Here is a 23,591-nt window from a genome sequence, read left to right on the forward strand (position 1 = left end):
GATCACGCCTCGTCGCCGCCGATGTCGGCGAGCCGCGCCTCTTCGTCGAACTGGATCGCGCTCTCGATCACCGGATCGAGCGCACCGTTCATCACGCCGTCGAGGTTGTAGGCCTTGTAGCCCGTGCGGTGGTCGGCGATCCGGTTCTCGGGGAAGTTGTAGGTGCGGATGCGCTCGGAGCGGTCCATCGTGCGGATCTGCGTCTTGCGCGCGTCGGAGGCGGCCGCGGCGATCTCCTCCTGCTGACGCGCGAGGATCCGGGCGCGCAGCACGCGCATCCCCGCCTCGCGGTTCTGCAGCTGGCTCTTCTCGTTCTGCATCGACACGACGATCCCGGTCGGCAGGTGGGTGATCCGGACCGCGGAGTCGGTCGTGTTGACCGACTGGCCGCCAGGGCCGGAGGAGCGGTAGACGTCGATCTTGAGGTCGTTCTGGTTGATCGCGACCTCCTCGGGCGCGTCGACCTCGGGGAACACCAGCACGCCGGTGGTCGACGTGTGGATGCGGCCCTGCGACTCCGTCACGGGGACCCGCTGCACGCGGTGCACACCGCCCTCGTACTTCAGGTGCGCCCAGACGCCCTGCGACGGGTCGGTCGCGTTGCTCTTGATCGCCACCTGCACGTTCTTGTAGCCGCCCAGGTCGGACTCGTCGCGATCGAGGATCTCGGTCTTCCAGCCCTTCGCCTCGGCGTAGTGCAGGTACATGCGGAGGAGGTCGGCGGCGAACAGCGCGCTCTCGGCCCCGCCCTCGCCGCCCTTGATCTCCATGATCACGTCGCGGCCGTCGTCCGGGTCGCGCGGGATGAGCAGGCGGCGCAGCTTCTCCTGCGCGACGCGCAGCGACTCCTCGAGCGCCGGCACCTCCTCGGCGAAGGCGTCGTCCTCGCGGGCGAGCTCGCGGGCGGCGTCGAGGTCCTCCCCCGCCTCGATCCACGCCGCGTGCGCGGCCTTGATCTGGCTCAGCTCGGCGTAGCGGCGGTTGACCTTCTTGGCGCGCGCGGCATCGGCGTGGAGCGCCGGGTCGGACAGCTGCGTCTGCAGGTCCTCGTGCTCGGCGAAGAGGACGCTGACGGATTCGAACATGGGGTGGCCTGGCTTCCGGGGTAGTGGAGGTGGGGCTCGACTGCCCCGGGGACGCGAAAACGCCCGCGGTCACCCCTCGTGAGGGGCGACCGCGGACGTCGAGGCGCTAGTGGTGGCCGTTGCCGTGACCGGCGGTGGTCGGGCCGACGGCCGACTTCGAGACCTGCATGAGGAACTCGACGTTGGAGGTCGTCTCCTTCAGGCGCGACAGGATGATCTCGAGCGCCTGCTGCTGGTCGAGGCCGGCGAGGGCGCGACGCAGCTTCCAGGTGATCTTGACCTCGTCAGCGCTGAGCAGCATCTCCTCGCGGCGGGTGCCCGACGCGTTGACGTCGACAGCGGGGAAGATCCGCTTGTCGGCCAGGTGACGCGAGAGACGCAGCTCCATGTTGCCGGTGCCCTTGAACTCCTCGAAGATCACTTCGTCCATCTTCGAGCCGGTCTCGATGAGGGCCGTGGCGAGGATGGTGAGCGAGCCGCCGTTCTCGATGTTGCGCGCGGCACCGAAGAACTTCTTCGGCGGGTACAGCGCGGAGGCGTCCACGCCGCCCGAGAGCACGCGGCCCGAGGCCGGAGCGGTCACGTTGTAGGCGCGGCCGAGGCGGGTGATCGAGTCGAGCAGCACGACGACGTCGTGGCCCAGCTCGACGAGGCGCTTGGCGCGCTCGATGGCGAGCTCGGCGACCGTCGTGTGGTCCTCCGCGGGGCGGTCGAACGTCGAGGCGACGACCTCGCCGCGCACGGTGCGCTGCATGTCGGTCACCTCTTCGGGACGCTCGTCGACCAGCACGACCATGAGGTGGACCTCGGGGTTGTTCTGGACGATCGCGTTCGCGATCTGCTGCAGCACGATCGTCTTGCCGGCCTTCGGCGGCGCGACGATGAGGCCGCGCTGGCCCTTGCCGATCGGGGCGACGAGGTCGATGATCCGCTGGGTCAGCTTGCCCGGCTCGGTCTCGAGACGCAGGCGCTCGGTCGGGTACAGCGGCGTGAGCTTCTGGAACTCGACGCGCGCGGCGGCCTCCTCGACGGTCTGGCCGTTGATCGAGTCGACCTTGACGATCGCGTTGTACTTCTGGCGGCCGCTGCCCTCGCCCTCGCGGGGCTGGCGGATCGCTCCGACGACGGCGTCGCCCTTGCGCAGGTTGTACTTCTTGACCTGGCCGAGCGAGACGTACACGTCGTTCACGCCGGGCAGGTAGCCGGTGGTGCGCACGAAGGCGTAGTTGTCGAGGACGTCGAGGATGCCGGCGACCGGGATGAGGACATCGTCCTCGCTGATCTCGGGCTCGAAGTCGTCGCCGACGGCGCCGCCGCGACGCTTGCGGTCGCGGTAGCGGCTGCGACGGCCGTCCTCGCCCTCGGCCTGCTGGCCGTTCTGGGGCTGGTTGCCGCCGGAGCTCTGGCCGCCGTTCTGGCCGTTGGAGGCGCCCTGCGGCTGGTTGCCGCCCTGGCCGTTCGCGTTCTGGGCCTGAGCGTTCTGGCCCTGGTTGCCCTGGCCGTTCTGCTGACCGCCGTCCGCGCCCTGGCGGTCCTCGCCGCGGTTGCGGTTGCGGTTGCGGCGGTTGCGGCCGCGGCTCGAGCCCTGCTGGTCGCCGGAGTTCTGCTGGTCGCCCTGCTGCTCGTTCGAGCCCTGCTCGTCGGCGGTGTCGCTGTCGGCGTCCTGCGCGTCGACCGCGTCGTCGGAGGCGGCGGTCTCGGTGGTCTCGTTCTGCTCGGAGTTCCCCCCGCGGCTGCGACGACGGCCGCGACGCTCGCGGGGTCCGCCCTCGCGCGACGTGTCGCCGGTCTCGGGCCCGTTGGGCAGCTCGATGTCGACGACGGTCTTCGGGGTCTGGTCGGCGTCGGCCGACGGCTCGATGACCGGGAGGTCGGGGATGAGCGACTCGACGCCCGTCCCGCCCTCGATGTTGAGGTGCTCGCCGGCGGCGACGGTGCCACTGGAGGCGCGGCGCGACGCGCGACGGCGCGGGGTGCGCTCGGCGGGGGCGGCCTCGACGGCGGCCTCGGGAGTGGCGGCCTCGGGGGCGACCGTCTCGGGAGCGGCGGGCTCCGGCGCGGGCTCGGCCGCGGCGGGCGACTCGAACTCGATCGGAGCCGACTCGGCGACGGGCGCCGGCGCCTCGTCGACGACGGGAGCGGCCTGCTCGATCACGTCGGCGGTGTCGGCCTCGGTGGTCTCGACCGCGGGCTCGGCGGGAGCCTCGGGCGCCGGGGTGGCCTGCTCGAGGACGTCGGCCGGCTCGGCCTCGGTGCTCGATGCGTCGACGACGGCGGCCGCCTCGGACGCCGCACCGTCGCGGAGCGCCGAGATCGCCTGGACCAGCTCGCCCTTGCGGAGCTTGGAGGCACCGCCGAGACCGAGGCTCGTCGCGAGCGCCTGGAGCTCCGCGACGCGGAGGGCCGAGAGGTCGGTGCTGGAGTCCACGGCCGAGCCGCGGGTGTTGACATCTGTCACTGGAGAGGGTTCCTTCCCTCCGGGAGCGAGTGCTCACCGGGAGAGCTCATCGACCGTGCGGTTCCATCGCGTGTTCTGATCCACGCGATGCTCTCGGCAGCCCACGCCCCGGCTGCGACGAGGCAGCGGAGGAGGATGGACGACCGGACGCCGATCTGCAAGAGGAGCAGGACGGGCGTCCTTCACACGATTCGATGGCCGTGGTTATCGGGACGATCCTTCGGACAGATTCCGCTCGTGACGCGGTTCCTCAGGATGCAATGCCCACTGTAGCACCCTTGAAGTCGACGGCCAGCATGTGGGCGCGCCACGGTGTGCGCGCCTCCTTCTCGACCAGATCGGCCGCGGCGAGGCGCTGCGCGGGGTCGCTGCAGAGGACGAGGACGCTCGGCCCGGCACCCGAGACGACCGCTGCGTAGCCGTGCGAGCGCAGCAGCGCGATCAGCTCGGAGGTCTGCGGCATGGCGGCGGCGCGGTAGTTCTGGTGCAGCTTGTCCTCGGTGGCGGCGAAGAGCAGCTCGGGGCTCTGGATCAGCGCCGCGATGAGCAGCGAGGAGCGCGACACGTTGAAGACCGCGTCCTCGTGCGGCACGCTCTGCGGCTGCAGCGACCGCGCGAGCTTGGTCGACATCGTGTGCTCGGGCACGAAGACCACCGGCGACACTCCACGGTGCACCATGAGGCGCTTCGACCGGGGGCGCAGCGGGGTCTCGGCTCCGCCCGCCGCATCCGGCTCGACCCACGCGATGGTCAGACCGCCGAAGAGGGCGGGCGCGACGTTGTCGGGGTGACCCTCCATCTCGGTGGCGATGCGCAGGAGGTCGTCGGAGTCGAGCGCGACGATCCCCTCGAGCAGCCCCTTGGCCGCCATGATGCCCGAGACGATCGCGGCGCCCGAGGAGCCCATCCCGCGGCCGTGCGGGATGATGTTCCGCGCGATGACCTCGATGCCGGGCATCTCCTGGCGCTGGTCCGCGAAGGTGTAGGCGATCGCCTGCACGACGAGGTTCGTCTCGTCGGTCGGCACCTCCCCCTCGCCCACACCGTGCACGGTCACCCGGGCGCCCGAGGCCGCGACGGCCGTCACGTCGAGCTCGTCGTACGACGAGAGCGCGAGGCCGAGCGTGTCGAACCCGGGGCCGAGGTTCGCCGAGGTCGCGGGGACCTTGACGTGCACGGTGCGGCCGACGGGAACCGCCGAGGTCATGCGCCGGCCAGCCCCAGCACGCCCGCGATCGCGGTGGTGTCGACGGGGACGACGGTCGGCGTGATGTCGGCGCCGTCGGCGGTGCGGAGGGCCCACTGCGGGTCCTTGAGGCCGTGGCCGGTGACCGTGAGGACGACGGTGGCGTCCTTCGGGATCGCCCCCGCCTCCGCGCGCTCGAGCAGGCCGGCGACGCTGATCGCCGAGGCGGGCTCGACGAAGACGCCGACCTCGCCCGCGAGGATGCGGTACGCCTCGAGGATCTTCTCGTCGCTGATCGCGCCGAAGTAGCCGTCGCTGACGGTGCGCGCGTTGAGCGCGAGCTCCCACGAGGCCGGGTTGCCGATGCGGATCGCACTGGCGATGGTCTCGGGGTGGCGGACGACCGCTCCGTGCACGATCGGCGCGGAGCCCTCGGCCTGGAAGCCGAACATGCGCGGGAGGCGGGTGGTCGCGCCGCGCTCGAGCTCCTCCGAGTAGCCGCGGAAGTAGGCGGTGTAGTTGCCCGCGTTGCCGACCGGGACGATGTGGAGGTCGGGGGCGTCGCCCAGCACCTCGACGACCTCGAAGGCCGCGGTCTTCTGGCCGGCGATGCGATCGGGGTTCACCGAGTTCACCAGGTGCACCGGGTAGTTCTTCGCGAGGTCGCGCGCGATGTCGAGGCAGTCGTCGAAGTTGCCCTGCACCTGCAGCAGCTGGGCGTTGTGCGCGATCGCCTGGCTGAGCTTGCCGAGCGCGATCTTGCCCTCGGGCACCAGCACGGCCGCGGTGATGCCGGCGTGGGTCGCGTAGGCGGCCGCGGAGGCCGAGGTGTTGCCGGTGGAGGCGCAGATGACGGCCTTCGCGCCGTGCTCGACGGCCTTCGAGATCGCCATGGTCATGCCGCGGTCCTTGAAGGAGCCGGTCGGGTTCATGCCCTCGTACTTGACCCAGACCTTGGCGCCCGTGCGGGCCGACAGAGCCGGAGCCGGGATGAGCGGGGTGCCGCCCTCTCCGAGCGTGATGACCGGGGTCGCCTCGGTGACATCGAGGCGGTCCGCGTACTCGTGCAGGACTCCGCGCCACTGCTTGGCCATCTCAGGCTCCTTCAACTCGTAGAACAGACGTCACGGCGCCGACGAACCCATGGGAATGGAGGGCGGTGACGGTGGCCGCCAGGTCGGACTCTGCCGCCGCGTGCGTGCCGATGACCAGGGTAGCGGTCGGCTCGCGGCGCTCCGCACCGGCCGCGGCGTCGTCGAGCGGGTCGGCGACGGGCGGGGTCTGCACGAGGGTCTCGACCGAGACGCCGTGGTCGGCGAAGACGCCCGCGATCTGCGCGAGCACGCCGGGCCGGTCGAGGACCTCCAGGGTGACCTGGTAGCGCGTCGTCACGTGTCCGATCGGCAGGACGGGGAGTCCGGAGCTGGCGCTGGTGACGAGGCCCGGGCCGCCGACGACGTGCCGGCGCGCGGCCGAGACCACATCGCCGAGGACCGCGGAGGCCGTCTCGATGCCGCCGGCACCGGCTCCGTAGAACATCAGGCTGCCCGCGGCCTCGGCTTCGACGAAGACCGCGTTGTTCGCGCCGTGCACGGCGGCGAGGGGGTGCGAGCGGTGGACGAGCGCCGGGTAGACGCGGGCCGAGACGCCCTCCTCCCCCGTCTTCGCGTCGACGAGCCGCTCGCAGATCGCGAGCAGCTTGACCACGTAGCCGGACTCGCGGGCCTGGTCGATCTGCTGCTTGGTGATGCCGGTGATGCCCTCGCGGTGCACGAGGGTGACGGGCACGTCGGTGTGGAACGCGAGGCGCGCGAGGATCGCGGCCTTCTGCGCGGCGTCGTAGCCCTCGATGTCGGCGGTCGGGTCCGCCTCCGCGTAGCCGAGCTCCGTGGCCCTGGCGAGCGCCTCCTCGAGGGTCGAGTGCTCGGTGTCCATGCGGTCGAGGATGTAGTTGGTGGTGCCGTTGACGATGCCCATGATGCGGTGCACCCGATCGCCCGCGAGGCTGTCGCGCAGCGGCCGGATGATCGGGATGGCTCCCGCGACGGCCGCCTCGTAGTTCAGCTGGGCGCCGACCTGGTCGGCCGCCTCGAACAGCTCGTTCCCGTGCGCCGCGAGCAGCGCCTTGTTCGCGGTGATCACGTCCGCACCCGACGAGATGGCCTTGAGGATGTAGCTGCGCGCCGGCTCGAGGCCGCCGATCAGCTCGACGACGATGTCGGCGCCGAGGATCAGGGCCTCGGCATCGGTCGTCAGGTACTCGCGGGGGATGTCGGCGGTGCGCGGTGCGTCGATGTCCCTGACGGCCACACCGGCGAGCTCCAGCGGCGCCCCCACGCGCTGGGCGAGCTCGTCGCCGTGGTCGAGCAGGAGGCGCGCGACCTGGGCACCGACGGACCCGGCGCCCAGCAGGGCGACGCGGAGGCTGCGGTACTCGATCATCGGAGGATGGCCTTTCGTTCGATGCCGGCGTCGCGGCGGAGGAGGTCGTCCTCGTTCTCTCCCCGCACGATCACGCGGGCGCGGCCGTCGCGCACGGCGACGACCGGGGGGCGTCCGAGGTGGTTGTAGTTGCTCGACAGCGACCAGCAGTAGGCGCCGGTCGCGGCGACCGCGAGGAGGTCGCCGGGCTGCACATCGGCGGGCAGGTAGTCGTCGTGCACGACGATGTCGCCCGACTCGCAGTGCTTGCCCGCCACGCGCACGAGGGCGGGCTCGGCGCCGGAGGAGCGGCCGGCGATCCGCGCGGTGTAGTCGGCTCCGTAGATGGCGGGGCGGGCGTTGTCGCTCATCCCGCCGTCGACGCTCACGTAGCGCCGGACCGCACCGTCCGCGCCGACGACGACGTCCTTGATCGTGCCGACCTCGTAGAGGGTCAGGCCGGCCGGGCCGATCAGCGAGCGGCCGGGCTCGATCGCGATGTGCGGCACCGGGATGCCGCGGCTCGTGCACTGCGCGGCGACCGCGTCGGCGATGGCCGCGGCGATCTCGTCGATCGGCGTCGGGTCGTCGGCGCTCGTGTAGGCGATGCCGAAGCCCCCGCCGAGGTTGAGCTCGGGGACGGGGCCGCCCGCGAGCAGCGCCGCGTGCACCTCGAGCAGGCGCGAGGCCGACTCCGCGAACCCGGCGGAGCCGAAGATCTGCGAGCCGATGTGGCAGTGCAGGCCGAGGAAGCGCAGGCTCGCGTGCGAGCGGATGCGGGCGACCGCCTCCGGGCAGTCGGCGAGCGTGATGCCGAACTTCTGGTCCTCGTGCGCGGTGGCGAGGAACTCGTGGGTGTGCGCGTGCACTCCGCTGTTCACGCGCAGCCGCACCGCCTGCACGCTGCCGTGCCGCTCGGCCGCCGCGGCGACCCGCTCGATCTCGATCAGGCTGTCGAGGACGATCGTGCCCAGTCCGACCTCGACCGCGCGGTCGATCTCGGCGAGCGACTTGTTGTTGCCGTGCAGCCCGAGCCGCTCGGGCTCGATGCCCGCGGCGAGAGCGACGGCGAGCTCGCCCCCGCTCGACAGGTCGATGTTGAGGCCCTCGTCGCGCATCCAGCGGGCGACCTCGGTCGAGAGGAAGGCCTTGCCCGCGTAGTAGACGGTGACGCCGGTGCCGATCCGGCCGAGCTCGCGCGCGAAGGCGTCGCGGGTCCGCACCGCACGACGGCGGGCGTCGTCCTCGTCGACGACGTAGAGCGGAGTGCCGAACTGCGCGGCGAGCGCCGTGGCGGTGACGCCCGCGACGCGGAGGACGCCGTCGTCGTCGCGCTCGGTGTTCTCGGACCAGACGCCGTCGACGAGCGAGTCCGCCTCGGCGGGGGCGAGGAGCCACTCGGGTGCGAGCGGATGACGCGGGGCGCGGGCGGGCGCGTCGTCGTTTTCCACGGGTGAGACCTCACAGGAGAGAGTGGGAGCGTCACTGCGTGGCGAGCGAGTCCGGATTGACCCCTGAAGCCATCGAGTTCAGTGTGTGCGGCGGTGCCGGGCCGCGGGATCCCGCGGGCACAGGGCTCCGATCCTACCGGTCGGCGGCGCGCGGGCCGAGCCGGGTCAGGGGCAGACGCCGGTCTCCTGCTGCGCGGGGTCGCTGAGGAACGTCGGAGCGAGCGCGAAGGTGGCGTCGAGCGATTCGGACGACACCACCGCAGCGGTCAGCGTGAGCCCCCGCGGCACCGAGTCGGCGATGCAGACGGAGCGGGGTCCGAGCAGCCCGTCGGCGACCGCGCCGAAGCGCGACTCGACGTCGGAGGCGGTCAGCGTCGCACCGGCGACCGTCACCTCCGACGGGGTCAGCTCGATCGCCCCGTCCGTCGCGCCGAGCTCGATCCCGACGCCGGCCGCGAGGGTCAGCCCGAGCACCTCGACGGAGGTGTTCACGCGCACGAGCGGCGGGTCGAGGGTGACTCCGTCGATCGGCACCTCGCTCCGCGCGGCGACGAGATCGCTCACCGAGGCCGGGTCGAGGGCGACGGTCGCGGTGCCGGAGTCGAGCGCGCCGGATCCGCTCGCGGGCACACCCTCGAGGGTGGCGTCGACATCACCGTTCAAGTCGCCGAAGGCGACGTCGTCGCTGCGGATGTCGAGCCGGTCGAGCCGCCCCGACAGCAGTTGCGGCAGCACGGCCCAGCCGGCCACCTCGACGTCGACCGGGTGATCGGCGGGGAGCGAGAGCGCCTCCCGGATGCCCGACGCCGCCTGATCGGCGACCGCGCGGCGCGCCAGGGCCTCCCCGACGACCGCGGCGACGACGAGCAGCACGACGATCACCACCGCGACGACGAGGACGCGGCGCCTCCGTCGAGGCACCTCGGTCACATCCGGTCCGGAGCGGTCACGCCGAGCATCGAGAGGCCGTTGCGCAGGACCTGGCCGGTGGCCTCGTTGAGCCGCAGACGGGTCGAGTGCACCGCCTCGATCGGATCCTCGCCCTGCGGCACGACCCGGCAGTTGTCGTACCAGCGGTGGTAGAGGCCCGCGATCTCCTCGAGGTACCGCGCGATGCGGTGCGGCTCGCGCAGCTCGGCCGCGTGGGCGACGATGCGCGGGAACTCCTGGAGGCCTCCGAGCAGCGCCGACTCGGTCGGGTGCACGAGCGTCTCGGGCGCGAAGGGCTCGCGCGGCACTCCCGAGGCCTCGGCCTTCGCGGCGACCTGGCGGGTGCGGGCGTGCGCGTACTGCACGTAGTAGACCGGGTTGTCGTTGCTCCGCTTGGTCAGCAGGTCGAGGTCGATGTCGAGCGTCGAGTCGGCGGAGGAGCGCACCAGCGAGTACCGGGCCGCGTCGACGCCGACGGCCTCGACGAGGTCCTCCATCGTCACCACGGTGCCGGCCCGCTTGGACATCCGCACGGCCTCCCCGTCCTTGAGCAGGTTGACCAGCTGCCCGATCAGGATCTCGAGGTTCACGCCGGGGGTGTCGCCGAACGCCGCGCACATCGCCATCATCCGGCCGATGTAGCCGTGGTGGTCGGCGCCGAGCATGATGATCGCGCGGTCGAAGCCGCGCTCGCGCTTGTCGAGGTAGTAGGCGAGGTCGCCCGCGATGTACGCGGCCTCTCCGTCGCTCTTGATGATGACCCGGTCGCGGTCGTCGCCGAAGTCCGTGGTGCGCAGCCACGTCGCTCCGTCGGCCTCGAAGATGTGGCCGAGCTCGCGGAGGCGCTCGATCGCGCGCTCGACGGCGCGGGACTCGTGCAGCGAGTTCTCGTGGAAGTAGACGTCGAAGTCGACTCCGAACTCGTGCAGGCTCTGCTTGATCTCGCCGAACATCAGGTCGACGCCGATCGAGCGGAAGGTCTCGGCGCGCTCCTGCTCCGGCAGCACCGACAGGTCCCCCGGGTACGCGGCGACGACGCGGTCGGCGATGTCGGCGATGTAGGCGCCGCCGTAGCCGTCCTCGGGAGTCGGCAGGCCGTCGTGGGCGGCGAGCAGGCTGCGGGTGAAGCGGTCGATCTGCGCGCCGTGGTCGTTGAAGTAGTACTCGCGCGTCACCTCGGCGCCCTGCGCGATCAGCACGCGGGCCAGGCTGTCGCCGACGGCCGCCCACCGGGTGCCGCCGATGTGGATGGGTCCGGTGGGGTTGGCGGAGACGAATTCGAGGTTCATCCGCACGCCGGAGTAGAGGGACCCGGTACCGAACGACTCCCCCGCCTCGACGATCGCGCTCGCGAGAGCTCCTGCGGCGGCGGCCTCGAGGCGCACGTTGAGGAAGCCGGGCCCGGCGACCTCGACCGAGGCGACGCCGTCGACCGCGGCGAGGCCCTCGGAGAGCTCGGCGGCGAGCTCGCGAGGGTTCGCCCCCGCCTTCTTCGCGAGCTTCATCGCGATGTTCGAGGCCCAGTCACCGTGGTCGCGGTTCTTGGGGCGCTCGAGCACGACGTCCGAGAGCGCCACCTCGACGTCGCTCCCCCGTCGCTGCACGGCGTCGAGGACGAGGGCGTGCAGGGAGGCGGCGAGCTGTTCGGGAGTCACGGGGCACGATTCTACCGGCCGGTGCCGTCGCGGCCGCCCGGCGGTCGGCCCGCCTACGGAGCGGTTGCTAGGGTGCCTCGCTCGTCCCCTCCTCAGCGCTGACCGGGCTCTGGGCGGGCTTCGCGCCGGGCGAGGTCGAGCCGACAGCGGTGTCGACCGAGATCGCCGGCTACGACGGAGTGGTCTGCGGCTGGACGGACTCCTCCGGAGCGTCGTTCCAGCTCGCCGTCGCGCAGCTGGACCCGGAGATCATCGAGGCACTGAAGAACGAGTACTACACGACCAGCAAGGCGGTCCCCACCTACGGCAAGCCTCCCGAGGTCGAGGGCTACTACGAGGTTGCGGGCGGCCGAGGAGTCGCCGACGCCTTCGTCGGCCAGTACTGGCTGGAGGCGTCGAGCGAGTCGTTCGTGGAGCCCGGCGACCCCGAGCAGCTGGTCCGCGCGGCGCTGGACGCCCTGACGAGCTGAGTCAGCCCAGTCGCATCGGCGACACGTGGTCGTCCTCGGGCAGCTCGTCGCACTCGGCGTCGACGCTCATGGTCTCGAGCCGCAGGTCGGAGAGGTAGCTGCTGAGGAACGCCGTGTCGGCGGTGTCGCGGCCCGACGAGATGCGCAGCATCGAGCCCCGCGGAGCCAGCCGGGTCGCGTCGACCACGTGCCAGGCCCCGCCGACCCACGCCTCCGTCACCGCGTGGAAGTCCTTGGGCTGCAGCGCGGGCGCGTACACGGCGGTGACGCGCGCCGGGATGTCGAGCGCGCGCAGGAGGCCGGCCACGGTGTGCGCGAAGTCGCGGCAGACGCCCTGTCCGCTCTCGATCACCTGCGCCGCTCCCCCGGTCGCGACCGTCGAGCCGTAGACGTAGGACAGGCGGCCGTGCACCCACTCCTCGACCGCGGCGAGCGCCTCGAAGCCGCGGGCGCGGCCGAACTCGCGCCGCGCGATGCCGCCCAGGGCATCCGCTTCGGCGTAGCGGCTCGGCCGCAGGTACTCCACCAGCTCGAGCTCGCTGGGCTCGTCGGGGGCACCGTGCCCCTCCACGCGCGCCCGGTACTCGACCGTCATCTCGCCCCGGTTCGCCTCCACCCGGTGGATGCGCGCGCCGTGCCGCGCGTCGAACTCGCGGACGGGCACCGGTTCGCCGTCGAGCAGGACGGTGAACGAGTCCTCGAACGCGGTGCCCGTCGGCGTCGCGGCCACCAGGAAGATGAGGTCGGTCGGCCCCGAGAGACGCAGGCCCAGCGAGGCGGAGACGGTGCGCAGCATGGCTCCATCGTGGCATGACCGGCAGCCCGCGCCGGCGTCGGGGAGGCGTCCGGCCGGGTGCTAATGTTGTCCGGTACTCCTGGCCCCCATAGCTCAGGGGATAGAGCACTGCCCTCCGGAGGCAGGGGCGTAGGTTCGAATCCTACTGGGGGCACATCCGCTCGGATCTTCGAGCTCAGCAGGTCTTCACCTCAGCACGACGCGGGTTGTCAGGCTACCTCTGCGCCCCGGCGGTCGCGACCCACGGCGCTCGGGTCCCTTGTTTGTGGCCGCTCGCGGCAATGACGACGCAGACATGATCGTGTCGAGGGCGACGGATGCAAGTCCACCCTCCGTCTCGCGCTCTCCGACAAATGATGGACAGCCGCAGTCGCCGTCCGCAGACTGGTTCCTGTGAAAGCTTCGGAGCTCCGATCGAATGTGCGTGGCGACCTGGCGGCGAAGGGCCACGCGTCCGACAGACTGACCGTCCTGATCTTCCGCTTCGGACAGTACGCGACGGCAAGTCGGCGCCGGGTGCCGCACCGCATCGCCTTCCGAACGGCGGATCTGCTCTGGACGCGAGTCATAGTGGGGGCTGAGCTCCCGCCGTCAGCGATCGTTGGCCCCGGTCTCCGTCTTCCGCACTGGGGGCGCGGCGTGATCCTGCACCCGCGCACCGTCATCGGCCGGAACGCGTTCATCTATCACGGCGTGACCATCGGCGAGTCGAAGGGCGGGACTCCGGTCATCGGTGACGACGTATACATAGGCGCTCGCGCCACTGTCGTCGGCGCGGTGCGGGTCGGCGACGGCGTCAGGATCGGAGCAGGCACCGTCGTAGTCCGAGACCTTCCCGACAACACGACAGCGGTCGGGGGTTCGACCCGCATAGTGCGATGACCTGAGTGTCCGACCGGGTCTGAAGCCCGGTCGTCCGCCACGCCGACGCGAGGCGGGTCAACGTCGTTGTCGCACTGACCGCGAGACCGCCCCGCTATGGACGCTCTCCACCAGAGCGCTTCTGAAACGGCAGCATCACCAGCATGAACGGCAGCGCGATCACCCAGACGCCGACGGAGATCGCCACTCGGGTCCAGATCGGCACGAAGGAGAATGCCTTCGTCGTCGCTTCAGTGGACGAGGTCTCAGGAGGACGATCGGAGTGGTGATAGGTCCGCGGTCGCGAACGCCTTTGCACAGAGGTCATTGGAGTCAACCATTTCGTCGACGTCGCGAACTTCCGTTGGGACGGATCGCGCTTCGGGTGCGCGACATTCGCCGGGAGACGTCGTGTCCTATTCGTAGTCGTCTGTCCCCTGGATGGGAACGATTTGGCGGGAAAAGACAGCAGATTTGCTCAGCGTGGGGACACATCGTCCCTCCGGTTGCAACCTCCCTCGATCGGGGGCACGGCTTCCTCGCCGCGAACCCCGAACATCCCTCGAAACGCTCTCAGGAACCGCCCGTTCCTGAGAGCCGGGTCGTAGGGTGAGCGCGTGAAGATCCTTGTCGTCGAAGACGATCCAGCCATGGGCGAGGCCCTCGTCGGCGGCCTCGAAGACGCCGGCTACGAAGCCGAGCTGACGACGAACGGCGTCGACGCGCTCGTCGCGTTCAACAACGCGGAGTTCTCGGCCGCCATCGTCGATGTGATGCTGCCGGCGATGTCGGGCTTCGAGATCTGCCGTCGCATCCGCGAGCTGGGCCGGTCGACGCCTATCATGCTCCTCACGGCGCGGGACGCCATCGAGGACCGCGTCTTCGGACTGGACGCCGGTGCGGACGACTACCTCACCAAGCCCTTCGCGTTCACCGAGCTGAACGCCCGCCTGCGCGCCCTGCTGCGCCGCAGCCCCTCGCTGATGTCGACCTCGATCGAGGTGGGCCGCATCACGGTCGACGGATCGAGCATCCGCCGGACGGCCGACGGCACCCGCATCCACGTCAGCCCGAAAGAGCTCGAGCTGCTCAAGCTCCTCATCACCCCGGTCGGCTCGGTCGTGACCCGCCAGCGGATCCTCTCGGAGATCTGGGGCGGCGGCGAGATCGTCGACAACAACATCGTCGACCAGTACGTCAGCTACCTCCGGAAGAAGCTGCCCACCGAGGACACCGGAGTCGGCATCGTCACGGTGCGCGGCAAGGGCTACTTCCTCCGCCCTGTCGAGTAGGGCCGTGTCGACGCCCGACTCGGCACCGCGCCGCTCGAACGCCCTCACGATCCGCGCGCGCATCACCGTCGGCAGCGTCGCCGTTGCGACCGTTCTCTTCGCGCTGGCCGCGATGCTCTTCTACCAGGTGGTCTCCGGCATCGTCGAACGGAGCGAGCGGACCATCCTCGTGTCGATCGAGGACGAGATCCGCCGCAACATCTCGGCCGGCAACGTCCCGCGGGCCGAGGGCTCCTCGACCGGGCAGCTCTACCTCGCCGTCAGCCCCGAGGGCGACTCCGGCGCGACCACGATGCCCGCCCGCCTCTCGGCGGCCGTCGCCGACGAGCTGGAGGCGGACGGTGCCGACACGACTCCGCGCTACACCGAGATCACGACCGGATCGACGCGGTACCTCGTGCGGATCACCGCGGTCGAGGCCGACGACGGCACCTGGAGCGTGGCGACCGCCCGCGACCAGGCGGCGTCGCAGCTGGTGCTCGACGACTTCGCGCACGTGCTCGTCTACGCCGCCATCTTCCTCGTGGTGACCTTCGGGCTCGCCTCCTGGATCCTCACGGGCGCGGCGCTCGCCCCGGTGAGGCGGATGCGCGCGCGGGCCGACCAGATCGCCGCCGACCCCGGGCAGGGCGACCAGCTGCCCGTCGTGGGCACCCGCGACGAGATCGACGAGCTCGCCGAGACGCTGAACGCGTTCCTCACCAAGCAGACCGCCTCTCTCGCCCGCGAGAAGCAGATGGTGTCGGATGCGAGCCACGAGCTGCGGACTCCGCTCGCCGCCCTGTCGGCTCAGCTCGAGATCGCCCACCACCGGGTCGAGGATCCGGTGGCCGTCGACCGGGTCATTCTCGACGCCCGCAAGAGCGTCGACCGGCTGGTGCGCCTCGCCTCGGCCCTGCTCGACATCTCGCGGATCGAGAGCCGCTCGGCGCGGCCGACGTCGCCGTTCGACGAGCTGGTCGACGAGCTCGTCGGCGCCGTCGACCGGACGAGGCTGCTGGCGAGCGAGTCAGGGGTCGAGATCGACTACGACATCGACGAGCGCGAGCCGTCGCGACTGTACGGAGTCGCGGCCCAGGACTTCGGCCGCGTCATCGACAATCTCGTGCGCAACGCCATCCAGGCGATCGAGCGCGGCGGGATGATCGTGGCGGCCCTCAGCCAGAAGGACGGGCGCCTGCTGCTGACCGTGTCGGACGACGGCCCGGGCATGCCGACGGCGTTCATCCCCGTCGCCTTCGACCGCTTCTCGCGGCCCGACGACTCGCGGACCCTCGCCTCCGGCGGCAGCGGCCTGGGCCTCGCGCTCGTGCACACGACGGTCGTCTCGGCCGGAGGAACGGTGACCCTCTCGAACCGCGAACCCCACGGACTCGTGGTCGACATCGTCCTGCCGCCCGTCGGCTCCCGCTGACGCGGCGGGAGACTAGCGCTGGTCGTCCTCGGGGCGGACCGGCTGCGGCTCCCCCGTCACGGGCGGCGGCGCCCAGACGGCCTGCGGCGCCTCGGCCGCGGCGCTCTGCCCGTCGAGCAGGTTGCGGGCGCGATTGACGACCTCGGGGTCGACGAGCACCGAGTAGCTGGTCGCGATGACCTGCATCGTCGAGGTGAAGTCGCGGCGACGGCGGTTCACCGCGTAGGAGGCGAGGCCGAACAGCATGCCGAAGCCGGCACCGAGCAGCACGGCGGCGATCAGGAACGAGAAGTCGGTGGTCGGCGAGAAGATGATGAGCAGCAGGCCGAGGAACACGCCGAGCCAGGCTCCGGAGGCGGCACCCGCCAGCGCGACCCGGCCCCAGGTGAGCTTGCCGGTCACCCGCTCGACGCTCTTCAGCTCGTTGCCGATGATCGCGAGCTGACGCACCGGGAAGTCGGCGCGGGCGAGCACGTCGACCGCGGCCTGCGCCTCCTGGTACGTGTCGAAGGTGGCGAGGATCTCGCCGCGAGGGATGGTCGGGAACGCCGGCCCGCGGCCGTTGAACGGCATCTGCTGAGTCACCCGTTCAGGCTCGCACAGCCGACTTGGAGGCTTCTGAACAGCGATCGAGAGCATCCCGAGGGCGAGCCGGGAACGCTCGGCCGGCGCCCGGGTGCGCGGCACTAGGTTTGTAGCCGTGAGTTCTGCCAGAGTCTTCGTCGCGCGCTTGGCCGGATGCACGGTCTTCGACCCCGCCGGCGATCGCGTCGGCAAGGTCCGCGACGTGCTGCTGGTCTACCGGCAGAACGACCCTCCGCGCGTGGTCGGGCTGGTCGTCGAGATCCCCGGCCGGCGCCGCGTCTTCGTCTCGATCGGCCGCGTGACCAGCATCGGCAGCGGGCAGATCATCACCACCGGTCTCATCAACGTCCGCCGCTTCGAGCAGCGCAGCGGCGAGGTGCGCGTGATCGCCGAGCTCCTCGGCCGGCGCATGAGCTTCGTCGACGGCTCGGGCGACGCGATCGTCGAGGACGTCGCGATCGAGGAGGTGGGCCCGGGCGAGTGGCAGCTCGCCCAGCTGTTCGTGCGCCGCCCGAAGACGAGCCCCTCCCCCTTCGCCAAGGGCGCGACCACCTTCGCGGGGTGGCGGGAGGTGCGCGAGAGCGTCTCGCGCGAGGCCCAGTCGGCCGAGCAGTACGTCGCCAGCCTCTCCGAGCTCAAGCCCGCCGACCTCGCCAGCACCCTCCTCGATCTGCCTCAGCAGCGGATGCTCGAGGTCGCCGGCGAGCTGTCGGACGACCGCCTCGCCGACGTCCTCGAGGAGATGCCCGAGAGCGAGCAGGTCGAGATCCTCGGCCAGCTCGACGACGACCGCGCGGCCGACGTGCTCGACCAGATGCAGCCCGACGACGCGGCCGACCTGATCGCCCAGCTGTCCGACGAGCGCGGCGAGGCCCTCCTCGAGCTGATGGAGCCGGAGGAGGCGGAGGACGTCCGCATGCTCCTCACCTACGCTCCCGAGTCGGCTGGTGGCCTGATGACGACGGAGCCGATCATCGTCTCGTCCGAGGCGACCGTCGCCGAGGGCCTCGCCCTCATCCGCCGGCACGAGCTCGCGCCGGCGCTCGGGGCGGCCGTCTGCGTGACACTGCCGCCGTACGAGCCGCCGACCGGGCGCTTCCTCGGCATGGTGCACTTCCAGCGGATGCTCCGCTACCCGCCGCACGAGCGCCTCGGCACGCTGCTGGACCCGAGCCTGGACCCGATCACGCCCGACACCTCGGCGGCCGAGGTCGCGCGGATCCTCGCGAGCTACAACCTCGTCTCGGTGCCCGTGGTCGACGAGTCGCACCGCCTCGTCGGAGTCGTCACGATCGACGACGTCCTCGACTACCTGCTCCCGGACGACTGGCGCAGTCACGGCGACGACGACGAACCCCGCAAGCCGGTGACCACGGCGACGCAGGGCATCCCGCTCGCGCCGCCGCAGACGACCAGGGCGAGTGCAGGACGACGACGAGGATGGAGGGGCGCCCGTGGCTCGGGAGACTAAGCAGGACCGGCGGCTCGACGCCCCGAAGGGACTCCGCACCCGGGTCCTCCCGCTGCGCAACAGACAGAGCAGCGACCGCTTCGGCCGCCTGACGGAGTCGTTCGCCCGCGGCATGGGGACCCCGTGGTTCCTCGTCGGGATGACCGTCTTCTGCGTGTTCTGGCTGATCTTCAACACCTACGGCCCCGAGGACGCGCGCTTCGACTCGCAGGCGCTCGGCTTCACGGTGCTGACGCTGATCCTCTCGCTGCAGGCCTCGTACGCCGCCCCCCTGCTGCTGCTCGCGCAGAACCGTCAGGACGACCGCGACCGCGTGCAGATCGAGCAGGACCGTCAGCGTGCCGAGCGCAATCTCGCCGACACCGAGTACCTCGCCCGCGAGGTCGTGGCGCTCCGCCTCGCGATCCGCGACATGGCGAGCAAGGACTTCATCCGCTCCGAGCTGCGGAGTCTGGTCGAGGAGCTCGAGAAGGATCGCGCGGAGTCGGGCGCACCCGAGCGCGGCGATGCCTGATCCGTCCGACCTCGAGCGCGCGGTCCGGGAGTCCCTGGCGCGCGTCGTGGATCCCGAGATCCGCAGGCCCATCACCGAGCTCGACATGGTCGAGTCCGTCGTGGTGGCCGATGACGGCGCCGTCGACGTCGAGATCCGGTTGACGATCGTCGGCTGCCCGGCGGCCTCGGCGATCGAGCGCGACGTCCGTGAGGCGATCGAGCGGACGCCGGGAGTGACGCGGACGGGCCTGGAGGTGGGCGTGATGACGCCGGCGCAGCGGAACGCCCTCACGGAGCGCCTCCGCGGTGCTCGGCGGGCGATGCCGTTCGGCCCCGACTCCCTCACCCGGGTCATCGCCGTCACCAGCGGCAAGGGCGGAGTGGGCAAGTCGACGGTCACCGCCAACCTCGCGGTCGCCCTCGCGCAGCAGGGGCTCTCGGTCGGGCTGGTCGACGCCGATGTGCACGGGTTCTCGATCCCCGGCCTCCTCGGACTGATGCACGACGGTCGGGTCGCCGGGCCCACGCGGGTGGGCGAGCTGATGCTCCCCCCGGTCGCTCACGGCGTGAAGGTCATCTCGATCGGGATGTTCCTCGAGGGCGACACCCGCGGTGCCGCCGTCTCGTGGCGCGGACCGATGCTGCACCGCACGATCTCGCAGTTCCTGACGGACGTCTACTTCGGCGACCTCGACGTGCTGCTGCTCGATCTGCCGCCGGGGACGGGAGACGTGGCGATCTCGATCGGCCAGCTCCTCCCCCACGCCGAGGTGCTGATCGTGACGACGCCGCAGCCCGCCGCCGCCGATGTGGCGGAGCGCAGCGGCGCGCTCGCTCGGCAGTCCGGTCAGCGGATCATCGGCGTCGTCGAGAACATGGCGGGGCTGCCCCAGCCCGACGGCAGCGTGCTCGAGCTCTTCGGCAGCGGAGGCGGTGCCGAGGTCGCACGGCGGCTCACGGCGAGCGGCGATCCGGTGCCGGTGCTCGCGTCACTGCCCATCAGCGTCGCCCTGCGCGCGGGAGGCGACGAGGGCGTGCCGGTGGTCGTGGGCGACCCCGAGGATCCCGCCGCGCGCGCGATCGCGGCGCTCGCGCAGGACCTCGCGAGGAGGCCGCGCGGGCTGACCGGGCGGAGCCTCCCGATGTCGGTCGGCTGAGCCGACCACGTGCCCGGCTCAGGAGGAGCGGTCTCGGCTCAGGTCGCTTCCGAGTCGATGGGCGGAGGCGCGACGGTCGAGAGCTCGCCCGCACCAGCGGAGCGCTTCATCGTCGTGTAGTAGCTGTCCTGCTTCGATGCGACCGTGGTGACGGGGGCGGCGACGGCGGTCGGCGGCTTGACGCTCGGAGTCGGGGTGTCGTCCTCGAGGAGCGCGTCTCGGATGATGCGGCGCGGGTCGTACTGGCGGGGGTCGAGCTTCTTCCAGTCGACCTCGTTGAACTCCTCGCCCATCTCGTCCTTGACCCGCTCGCGGGCCTGCGTGGCGAATCCGCGGACCTTGCGCACGAGCTGCCCGAGCTGGGCGGCGTAGTGCGGCAGGCGGTCGGGACCCAGCACGAAGACGGCGATGACCCCGATGATGAGGAGCTTGTCGAACGTCAAACCGAACACGACACAAGAGTAACCCGCCGCGCCTGCGTCACCGACCTCCCGCGCCACCGTAACCTGACCGTGCGACGGGCGCGATCCGCCGGCCGCATCGACGAAAGGGAGTCCGTCCGTGTCCGACAAGGATGCCAACTGGAAGTACGCCGAGGACGCCATCGTCGAATCGGAGGCCATCGCCTCCGCCCGCCGGCTCGCGGTCGAGCTCGGCATCGACGCCGTCTCGCCCTCGATCGGCGCGCAGTCCGCGCTGGTCGCGGCCGCCGCGCGCGCGACCTCGATCATCGAGATCGGCACGGGGACCGGCGTGAGCGGGCTCTGGCTGCTCGACGGCGCCCCCGAGGCGATGCTCACCTCCATCGATTCGGAGGCGGTGCACCAGCAGCACGCGCGAGCCCAGTTCCACGAGGCGGGGATCTCGCCCAACCGCCTCCGGCTCATCCCCGGGCGCGCCCTCGAGGTCCTCCCCCGGATGAACGAGAACTCGTACGACATCGTCTTCGTCGACGGCGACCCGCTGCAGGTCATCGAGAACGTCGAGCACGCCCTGCGTCTCGTGCGACCGGGCGGCACCGTGCTCGTGCCGCACGCGCTCTGGCGCGGGCGCGTCTCCAATCCGGCGCAGCGGGACGAGATCGCGTCAGCGTTCCGCACGCTCGTCGCCGAGGTCTGCGCCTCGCCGGCGGTGGTCAGCGTCCTCTCGCCGATCGGCGACGGACTGCTGCAGGCCAACAAGCGCCGCGCCTGACGCGCTCGCCCACCGGCCCGACAACGAGGGAACGCCCGCCGCACGGAGTGCGACGGGCGTTCTCGACAGTGCAGGTCAGGCGGGAGCCACCACCGACGCGAGTGCGTCGTGGAGTTCTTTCGCCTCTGCATCGTTGACCGAGACGACGAGGCGTCCGCCTCCTTCGAGCGGAACGCGCACGACGATGAGTCGCCCCTCCTTAACAGCCTCCATCGGTCCGTCTCCGGTCCTCGGCTTCATGGCCGCCATAGAGTTCCCCTTTCGTGACGTATCCCTCTATTATCGTGCATCCCGGGCCCTCACGAAATCCGAGCCCCTGAGGCCGCTCAGGGTTGCCGATCACGGCGGTGTCCAGTCATAGCCGTCGACCGCCCAGCAGATCGCGATCCAGCCGATCTGACCGGCGATGCCGAGGGCCACGAGCGCGGTGCGGAACAGCGGCGACCGGGGAACGGCGAGGGCTCCCACGAGCGGGAACATCGGCCCGAGGAGCCGGAACGTGCTCGACTGCGGGAAGAAGAACGCGAAGAGGTAGACGGCGTAGCCCGCCACCCACGCGCGGCTGAACAGATCGAGCCGGCGGGTCCACGGAGCGGCCAGGATCCCCGCGAAGGCCGCGACGACCAGCACGACGAGGGCGATGCCGGCAAGGGGTGCTCCGAACCACCAGTCGCCCCACCATGCTCCGCCCTGGAACCACGACGTGAACGGGAAGAGCTCCTGGTAGCCGATGTAGGCCGAGCGCCAGGCGAGCTCGGTGTCGGTGTAGGCGGTCGGCGACCCGGTCACGGCCCACGCGGCGGCGGGCCAGGAGAAGCCGACGACGAGGCCCCAGCCGGTCAGAGCGACCGCGGGGAGCCAGTCGGCGCGAGGGAACGGCTCGCGCGCGCGGCGGAGGAAGCGCACCAGGACGTACAGGCCCATCGCGGCCGCGAAGGCGAGACCGCTCGGGCGGGTCAGCCCCAGCAGGAGCACCACCGGGAAGACCCAGGCGTACTGCCGTCGCACGAGGAGCAGCAGCGCGATCGCCGTCAGCATCATCGCCGCCGACTCCGCATAGGCGAGCTGCAGCATCGGGGAGGTCGGCGCGACGCAGAAGAGCAGGACCGCGACGAGCGACTGCACCTCGTCGAGCGAGTGCCGGAAGAGGCGGTACAGCACGAGGCAGGTGACGGCTCCGCACGCCACCGAGACCGCGACGGCGGCCGTCGCCCAGCCGAGACCGGTGACGGCCATCAGGAGCCGCACCACGGCCGGGTACAGCGGCATGAACGCCCACGCGTTCTCGCCGATCTCGCCCGTGTCGGTGACGGGGAGCACCGAGGGGTACCCGGACGTCGCGATGATCTCGTACCAGCGGCCGTCCCACATCGAGGCGAAGTCGACGTAGGAGGGCGACGGTCCGGTCCACGAGTTCTCCGCCTGGTGCGCGGCGAACTGCAGCAGGATCACGGTCGTGACCACGCGGGTCAGCAGGAAGACCGCCAGGACGCGGACCCACCACGGGACGAGCCGCAGCTGCGCCCTCCGCCGCACGGAGAGCTGAGCCGCCGGGGCGCTCACGCCCGACCGCTGAGCCAGCGGCGGAGCCCCGCCGCGCAGGCCGTGATCTCGTGCACGGCCACGCGCTCGTCGTCGGCGTGGGCGAGAAGCGGATCGCCGGGTCCGTAGTTGACGGCGGGGACTCCGAGAGCCGAGAAGCGGGCCACATCGGTCCAGCCGTACTTCGGCTTGGCCTCGGCGCCGACGGCCGCGATGAAGGCGGCGGCCAGCGGCGCGTCGAGGCCGGGACGCGCGCCCTCGGCCAGATCGGCGACCTCGACCTCGAAGCCGTCGAAGAGGCTGCGGAGGTGCGCGACGGCCTGCTCGCCGCTCTGATCGGGAGCGAAGCGGTAGTTGACGTGGACGGTGCAGAGGTCGGGGACGACGTTGCCCGCGACTCCGCCCGAGATCCTGACGGCGTTCACGCCCTCGCGGTAGACCAGCCCGTCGACCTCGACGCTGCGGGGCTCGTACGCCGCCAGCCGGTCGAGGATGGGAGCGGCCGCGTGGATCGCGTTCTCGCCGACCCAGCTCCGCGCCGAGTGGGCGCGGCGACCGCGGGTGACGACGTCGACGCGGAGGGTGCCGTTGCAGCCCCCCTCGACCTCGGCGCTCGTGGGCTCGCCGAGGACGGCGAAGTCGGCGGCGAAGAGGTCTGGACGGTGCTCGGCGAGCCGGCCCAGCCCGTTGAGGTCGGAGGCGACCTCCTCGTTGTCGTACCACATCCAGGTGATGTCGGCCACCGGGTCGACCAGCTCGGCGGCGAGGACGAGCTGCACCGCGACTCCGGCCTTCATGTCGACGGTGCCGCGGCCGACGAGGTGCCGGACGCCGTCGACGGTCTCGTCGCGGACGGGGAGGTTGCGGTTGATCGGCACCGTGTCGAGGTGGCCCGCGATCACGACGCGCTGCTCGCGCCCGAGGTTCGTCCGTGCGACGACGGTGTGGCCGTCGCGGATCACCTCGAGGTGCTCGTAGGGCGCGAGGGCGAGCTCGACGGCGTCGGCGATCGCCCGCTCGTCCCCCGAGACCGACGGGATGTCGCAGAGCACCCTCGTCAGCTCGATCGGATCGGTGCTCAGATCGAGGGGCGCGACGGCGGGAACGGCGGAGGGCGGAGCGGCCATG

Annotated in this window: 23 protein-coding genes and 1 tRNA gene; 10 read left to right on the forward strand and 14 right to left on the reverse strand. The window is 71.4% G+C overall.

All coding sequences use genetic code 11. The annotated features are described in order from the left end of the window. Positions 1-2: 2 nt before the first annotated feature. The 8 genes from prfA to argS all read right to left on the reverse strand — a co-directional run bounded on the left by prfA (position 3) and on the right by argS (position 11,186). The gene (prfA, locus tag GSU68_RS11380) at positions 3-1,085 is read right to left on the reverse strand and encodes a peptide chain release factor 1 (RefSeq protein ID WP_159908395.1); all 1,083 of its coding nucleotides are present in this window, start codon (positions 1,083-1,085) and stop codon (positions 3-5) included. 106 nt (positions 1,086-1,191) lie between these two features. Beyond that, positions 1,192-3,543 carry a transcription termination factor Rho gene (gene rho, locus GSU68_RS11385; protein WP_159908397.1) on the reverse strand — a complete coding sequence of 784 codons (2,352 nt, stop codon included), beginning with the start codon at positions 3,541-3,543 and terminating at the stop codon, positions 1,192-1,194. 250 nt (positions 3,544-3,793) lie between these two features. After that, entirely contained in the window at positions 3,794-4,750 is a 957-nt protein-coding gene (gene thrB, locus GSU68_RS11390; RefSeq protein WP_159908399.1) for a homoserine kinase, read from the reverse strand. Next, complete coding sequence (gene thrC, locus GSU68_RS11395) at positions 4,747-5,823, reverse strand: threonine synthase (RefSeq protein WP_159908401.1); 1,077 nt, start codon at positions 5,821-5,823, stop codon at positions 4,747-4,749. Before thrC ends, thrB begins: the two co-directional genes overlap by 4 nt. A gap of 1 nt (position 5,824) precedes the next feature. After that, entirely contained in the window at positions 5,825-7,171 is a 1,347-nt protein-coding gene (locus GSU68_RS11400) for a homoserine dehydrogenase (RefSeq protein WP_159908403.1), read from the reverse strand. Beyond that, positions 7,168-8,601, reverse strand: coding sequence for a diaminopimelate decarboxylase (lysA, locus tag GSU68_RS11405; protein ID WP_159908405.1), 1,434 nt, complete (start codon positions 8,599-8,601; stop codon positions 7,168-7,170). The genes GSU68_RS11400 and lysA overlap by 4 nt, the downstream gene beginning before the upstream one ends. Before the next feature lie 165 nt (positions 8,602-8,766). Continuing rightward, positions 8,767-9,531 (reverse strand): DUF2993 domain-containing protein, encoded by a 765-nt coding sequence (locus GSU68_RS11410; protein WP_159908407.1) that lies wholly within the window; start codon positions 9,529-9,531, stop codon positions 8,767-8,769. Further along, positions 9,528-11,186 carry an arginine--tRNA ligase gene (gene argS, locus GSU68_RS11415; RefSeq protein ID WP_159908409.1) on the reverse strand — a complete coding sequence of 553 codons (1,659 nt, stop codon included), beginning with the start codon at positions 11,184-11,186 and terminating at the stop codon, positions 9,528-9,530. Before argS ends, GSU68_RS11410 begins: the two co-directional genes overlap by 4 nt. Before the next feature lie 149 nt (positions 11,187-11,335). On the opposite strand from argS, the gene GSU68_RS11420 reads away from it, so the two are divergent. Continuing rightward, positions 11,336-11,656, forward strand: a complete 321-nt coding sequence (locus GSU68_RS11420) for a hypothetical protein (protein ID WP_159908411.1) — start codon at positions 11,336-11,338, stop codon at positions 11,654-11,656. Position 11,657: 1 nt separating this feature from the next. On the opposite strand, the gene GSU68_RS11425 is transcribed toward GSU68_RS11420, so the two are convergent. Next, complete coding sequence (locus GSU68_RS11425; protein ID WP_159908413.1) at positions 11,658-12,452, reverse strand: transglutaminase family protein; 795 nt, start codon at positions 12,450-12,452, stop codon at positions 11,658-11,660. A gap of 82 nt (positions 12,453-12,534) precedes the next feature. On the opposite strand from GSU68_RS11425, the gene GSU68_RS11430 reads away from it, so the two are divergent. From GSU68_RS11430 to GSU68_RS11445, 5 genes are all read left to right on the forward strand, one after another. Then, positions 12,535-12,606: transfer RNA gene (locus GSU68_RS11430), tRNA-Arg, on the forward strand. Positions 12,607-12,845: 239 nt separating this feature from the next. Further along, on the forward strand, positions 12,846-13,334 hold the full coding sequence (locus GSU68_RS11435) for a serine acetyltransferase (protein ID WP_159908415.1): 489 nt from the start codon (positions 12,846-12,848) through the stop codon (positions 13,332-13,334). 143 nt (positions 13,335-13,477) lie between these two features. Next, on the forward strand, positions 13,478-13,603 hold the full coding sequence (locus GSU68_RS20070; protein WP_279631032.1) for a hypothetical protein: 126 nt from the start codon (positions 13,478-13,480) through the stop codon (positions 13,601-13,603). Between the two features lie 327 nt (positions 13,604-13,930). Next, positions 13,931-14,605, forward strand: a complete 675-nt coding sequence (locus GSU68_RS11440) for a response regulator transcription factor (protein WP_279631033.1) — start codon at positions 13,931-13,933, stop codon at positions 14,603-14,605. Positions 14,606-14,609: 4 nt separating this feature from the next. After that, the gene (locus GSU68_RS11445; protein ID WP_159908419.1) at positions 14,610-16,019 is read left to right on the forward strand and encodes a HAMP domain-containing sensor histidine kinase; all 1,410 of its coding nucleotides are present in this window, start codon (positions 14,610-14,612) and stop codon (positions 16,017-16,019) included. Positions 16,020-16,031: 12 nt separating this feature from the next. On the opposite strand, the gene GSU68_RS11450 is transcribed toward GSU68_RS11445, so the two are convergent. After that, entirely contained in the window at positions 16,032-16,604 is a 573-nt protein-coding gene (locus GSU68_RS11450) for a general stress protein (protein ID WP_244259250.1), read from the reverse strand. Between the two features lie 115 nt (positions 16,605-16,719). Here GSU68_RS11450 and GSU68_RS11455 point away from each other — a divergent pair, with 115 nt between their 5' ends. Genes GSU68_RS11455 through GSU68_RS11465 form a run of 3 tightly spaced genes read left to right on the forward strand, consistent with a single transcriptional unit; the run spans position 16,720 to position 19,727 of the window. Next, positions 16,720-18,075 (forward strand): CBS domain-containing protein, encoded by a 1,356-nt coding sequence (locus GSU68_RS11455; RefSeq protein ID WP_159908421.1) that lies wholly within the window; start codon positions 16,720-16,722, stop codon positions 18,073-18,075. Further along, complete coding sequence (locus tag GSU68_RS11460; RefSeq protein ID WP_159908423.1) at positions 18,059-18,589, forward strand: DUF1003 domain-containing protein; 531 nt, start codon at positions 18,059-18,061, stop codon at positions 18,587-18,589. Before GSU68_RS11455 ends, GSU68_RS11460 begins: the two co-directional genes overlap by 17 nt. Further along, a complete protein-coding gene (locus GSU68_RS11465; RefSeq protein ID WP_159908425.1) occupies positions 18,582-19,727 on the forward strand; it encodes an Mrp/NBP35 family ATP-binding protein in 1,146 nt (381 codons plus the stop codon). The genes GSU68_RS11460 and GSU68_RS11465 overlap by 8 nt, the downstream gene beginning before the upstream one ends. Before the next feature lie 38 nt (positions 19,728-19,765). On the opposite strand, the gene GSU68_RS11470 is transcribed toward GSU68_RS11465, so the two are convergent. Then, a complete protein-coding gene (locus tag GSU68_RS11470; protein ID WP_159908427.1) occupies positions 19,766-20,179 on the reverse strand; it encodes a twin-arginine translocase TatA/TatE family subunit in 414 nt (137 codons plus the stop codon). Positions 20,180-20,288: 109 nt separating this feature from the next. On the opposite strand from GSU68_RS11470, the gene GSU68_RS11475 reads away from it, so the two are divergent. Further along, complete coding sequence (locus GSU68_RS11475) at positions 20,289-20,921, forward strand: class I SAM-dependent methyltransferase (protein WP_159908429.1); 633 nt, start codon at positions 20,289-20,291, stop codon at positions 20,919-20,921. 75 nt (positions 20,922-20,996) lie between these two features. Here GSU68_RS11475 and GSU68_RS11480 read toward each other — a convergent pair whose 3' ends face one another. From GSU68_RS11480 to dapE, 3 genes are all read right to left on the reverse strand, one after another. Next, positions 20,997-21,170: a DUF3117 domain-containing protein gene (locus GSU68_RS11480; protein ID WP_159856411.1), complete on the reverse strand. Its 174-nt coding sequence runs from the start codon at positions 21,168-21,170 to the stop codon at positions 20,997-20,999. A 90-nt stretch (positions 21,171-21,260) separates the two neighbouring features. Beyond that, positions 21,261-22,484: a hypothetical protein gene (locus tag GSU68_RS11485; RefSeq protein ID WP_244259251.1), complete on the reverse strand. Its 1,224-nt coding sequence runs from the start codon at positions 22,482-22,484 to the stop codon at positions 21,261-21,263. Beyond that, positions 22,481-23,590 carry a succinyl-diaminopimelate desuccinylase gene (gene dapE, locus GSU68_RS11490; RefSeq protein WP_159908431.1) on the reverse strand — a complete coding sequence of 370 codons (1,110 nt, stop codon included), beginning with the start codon at positions 23,588-23,590 and terminating at the stop codon, positions 22,481-22,483. Before dapE ends, GSU68_RS11485 begins: the two co-directional genes overlap by 4 nt. Position 23,591: the final 1 nt, after the last annotated feature.

Source organism: Rathayibacter sp. VKM Ac-2759, from assembly GCF_009834225.1.
GTDB lineage: Bacteria > Actinomycetota > Actinomycetes > Actinomycetales > Microbacteriaceae > Rathayibacter.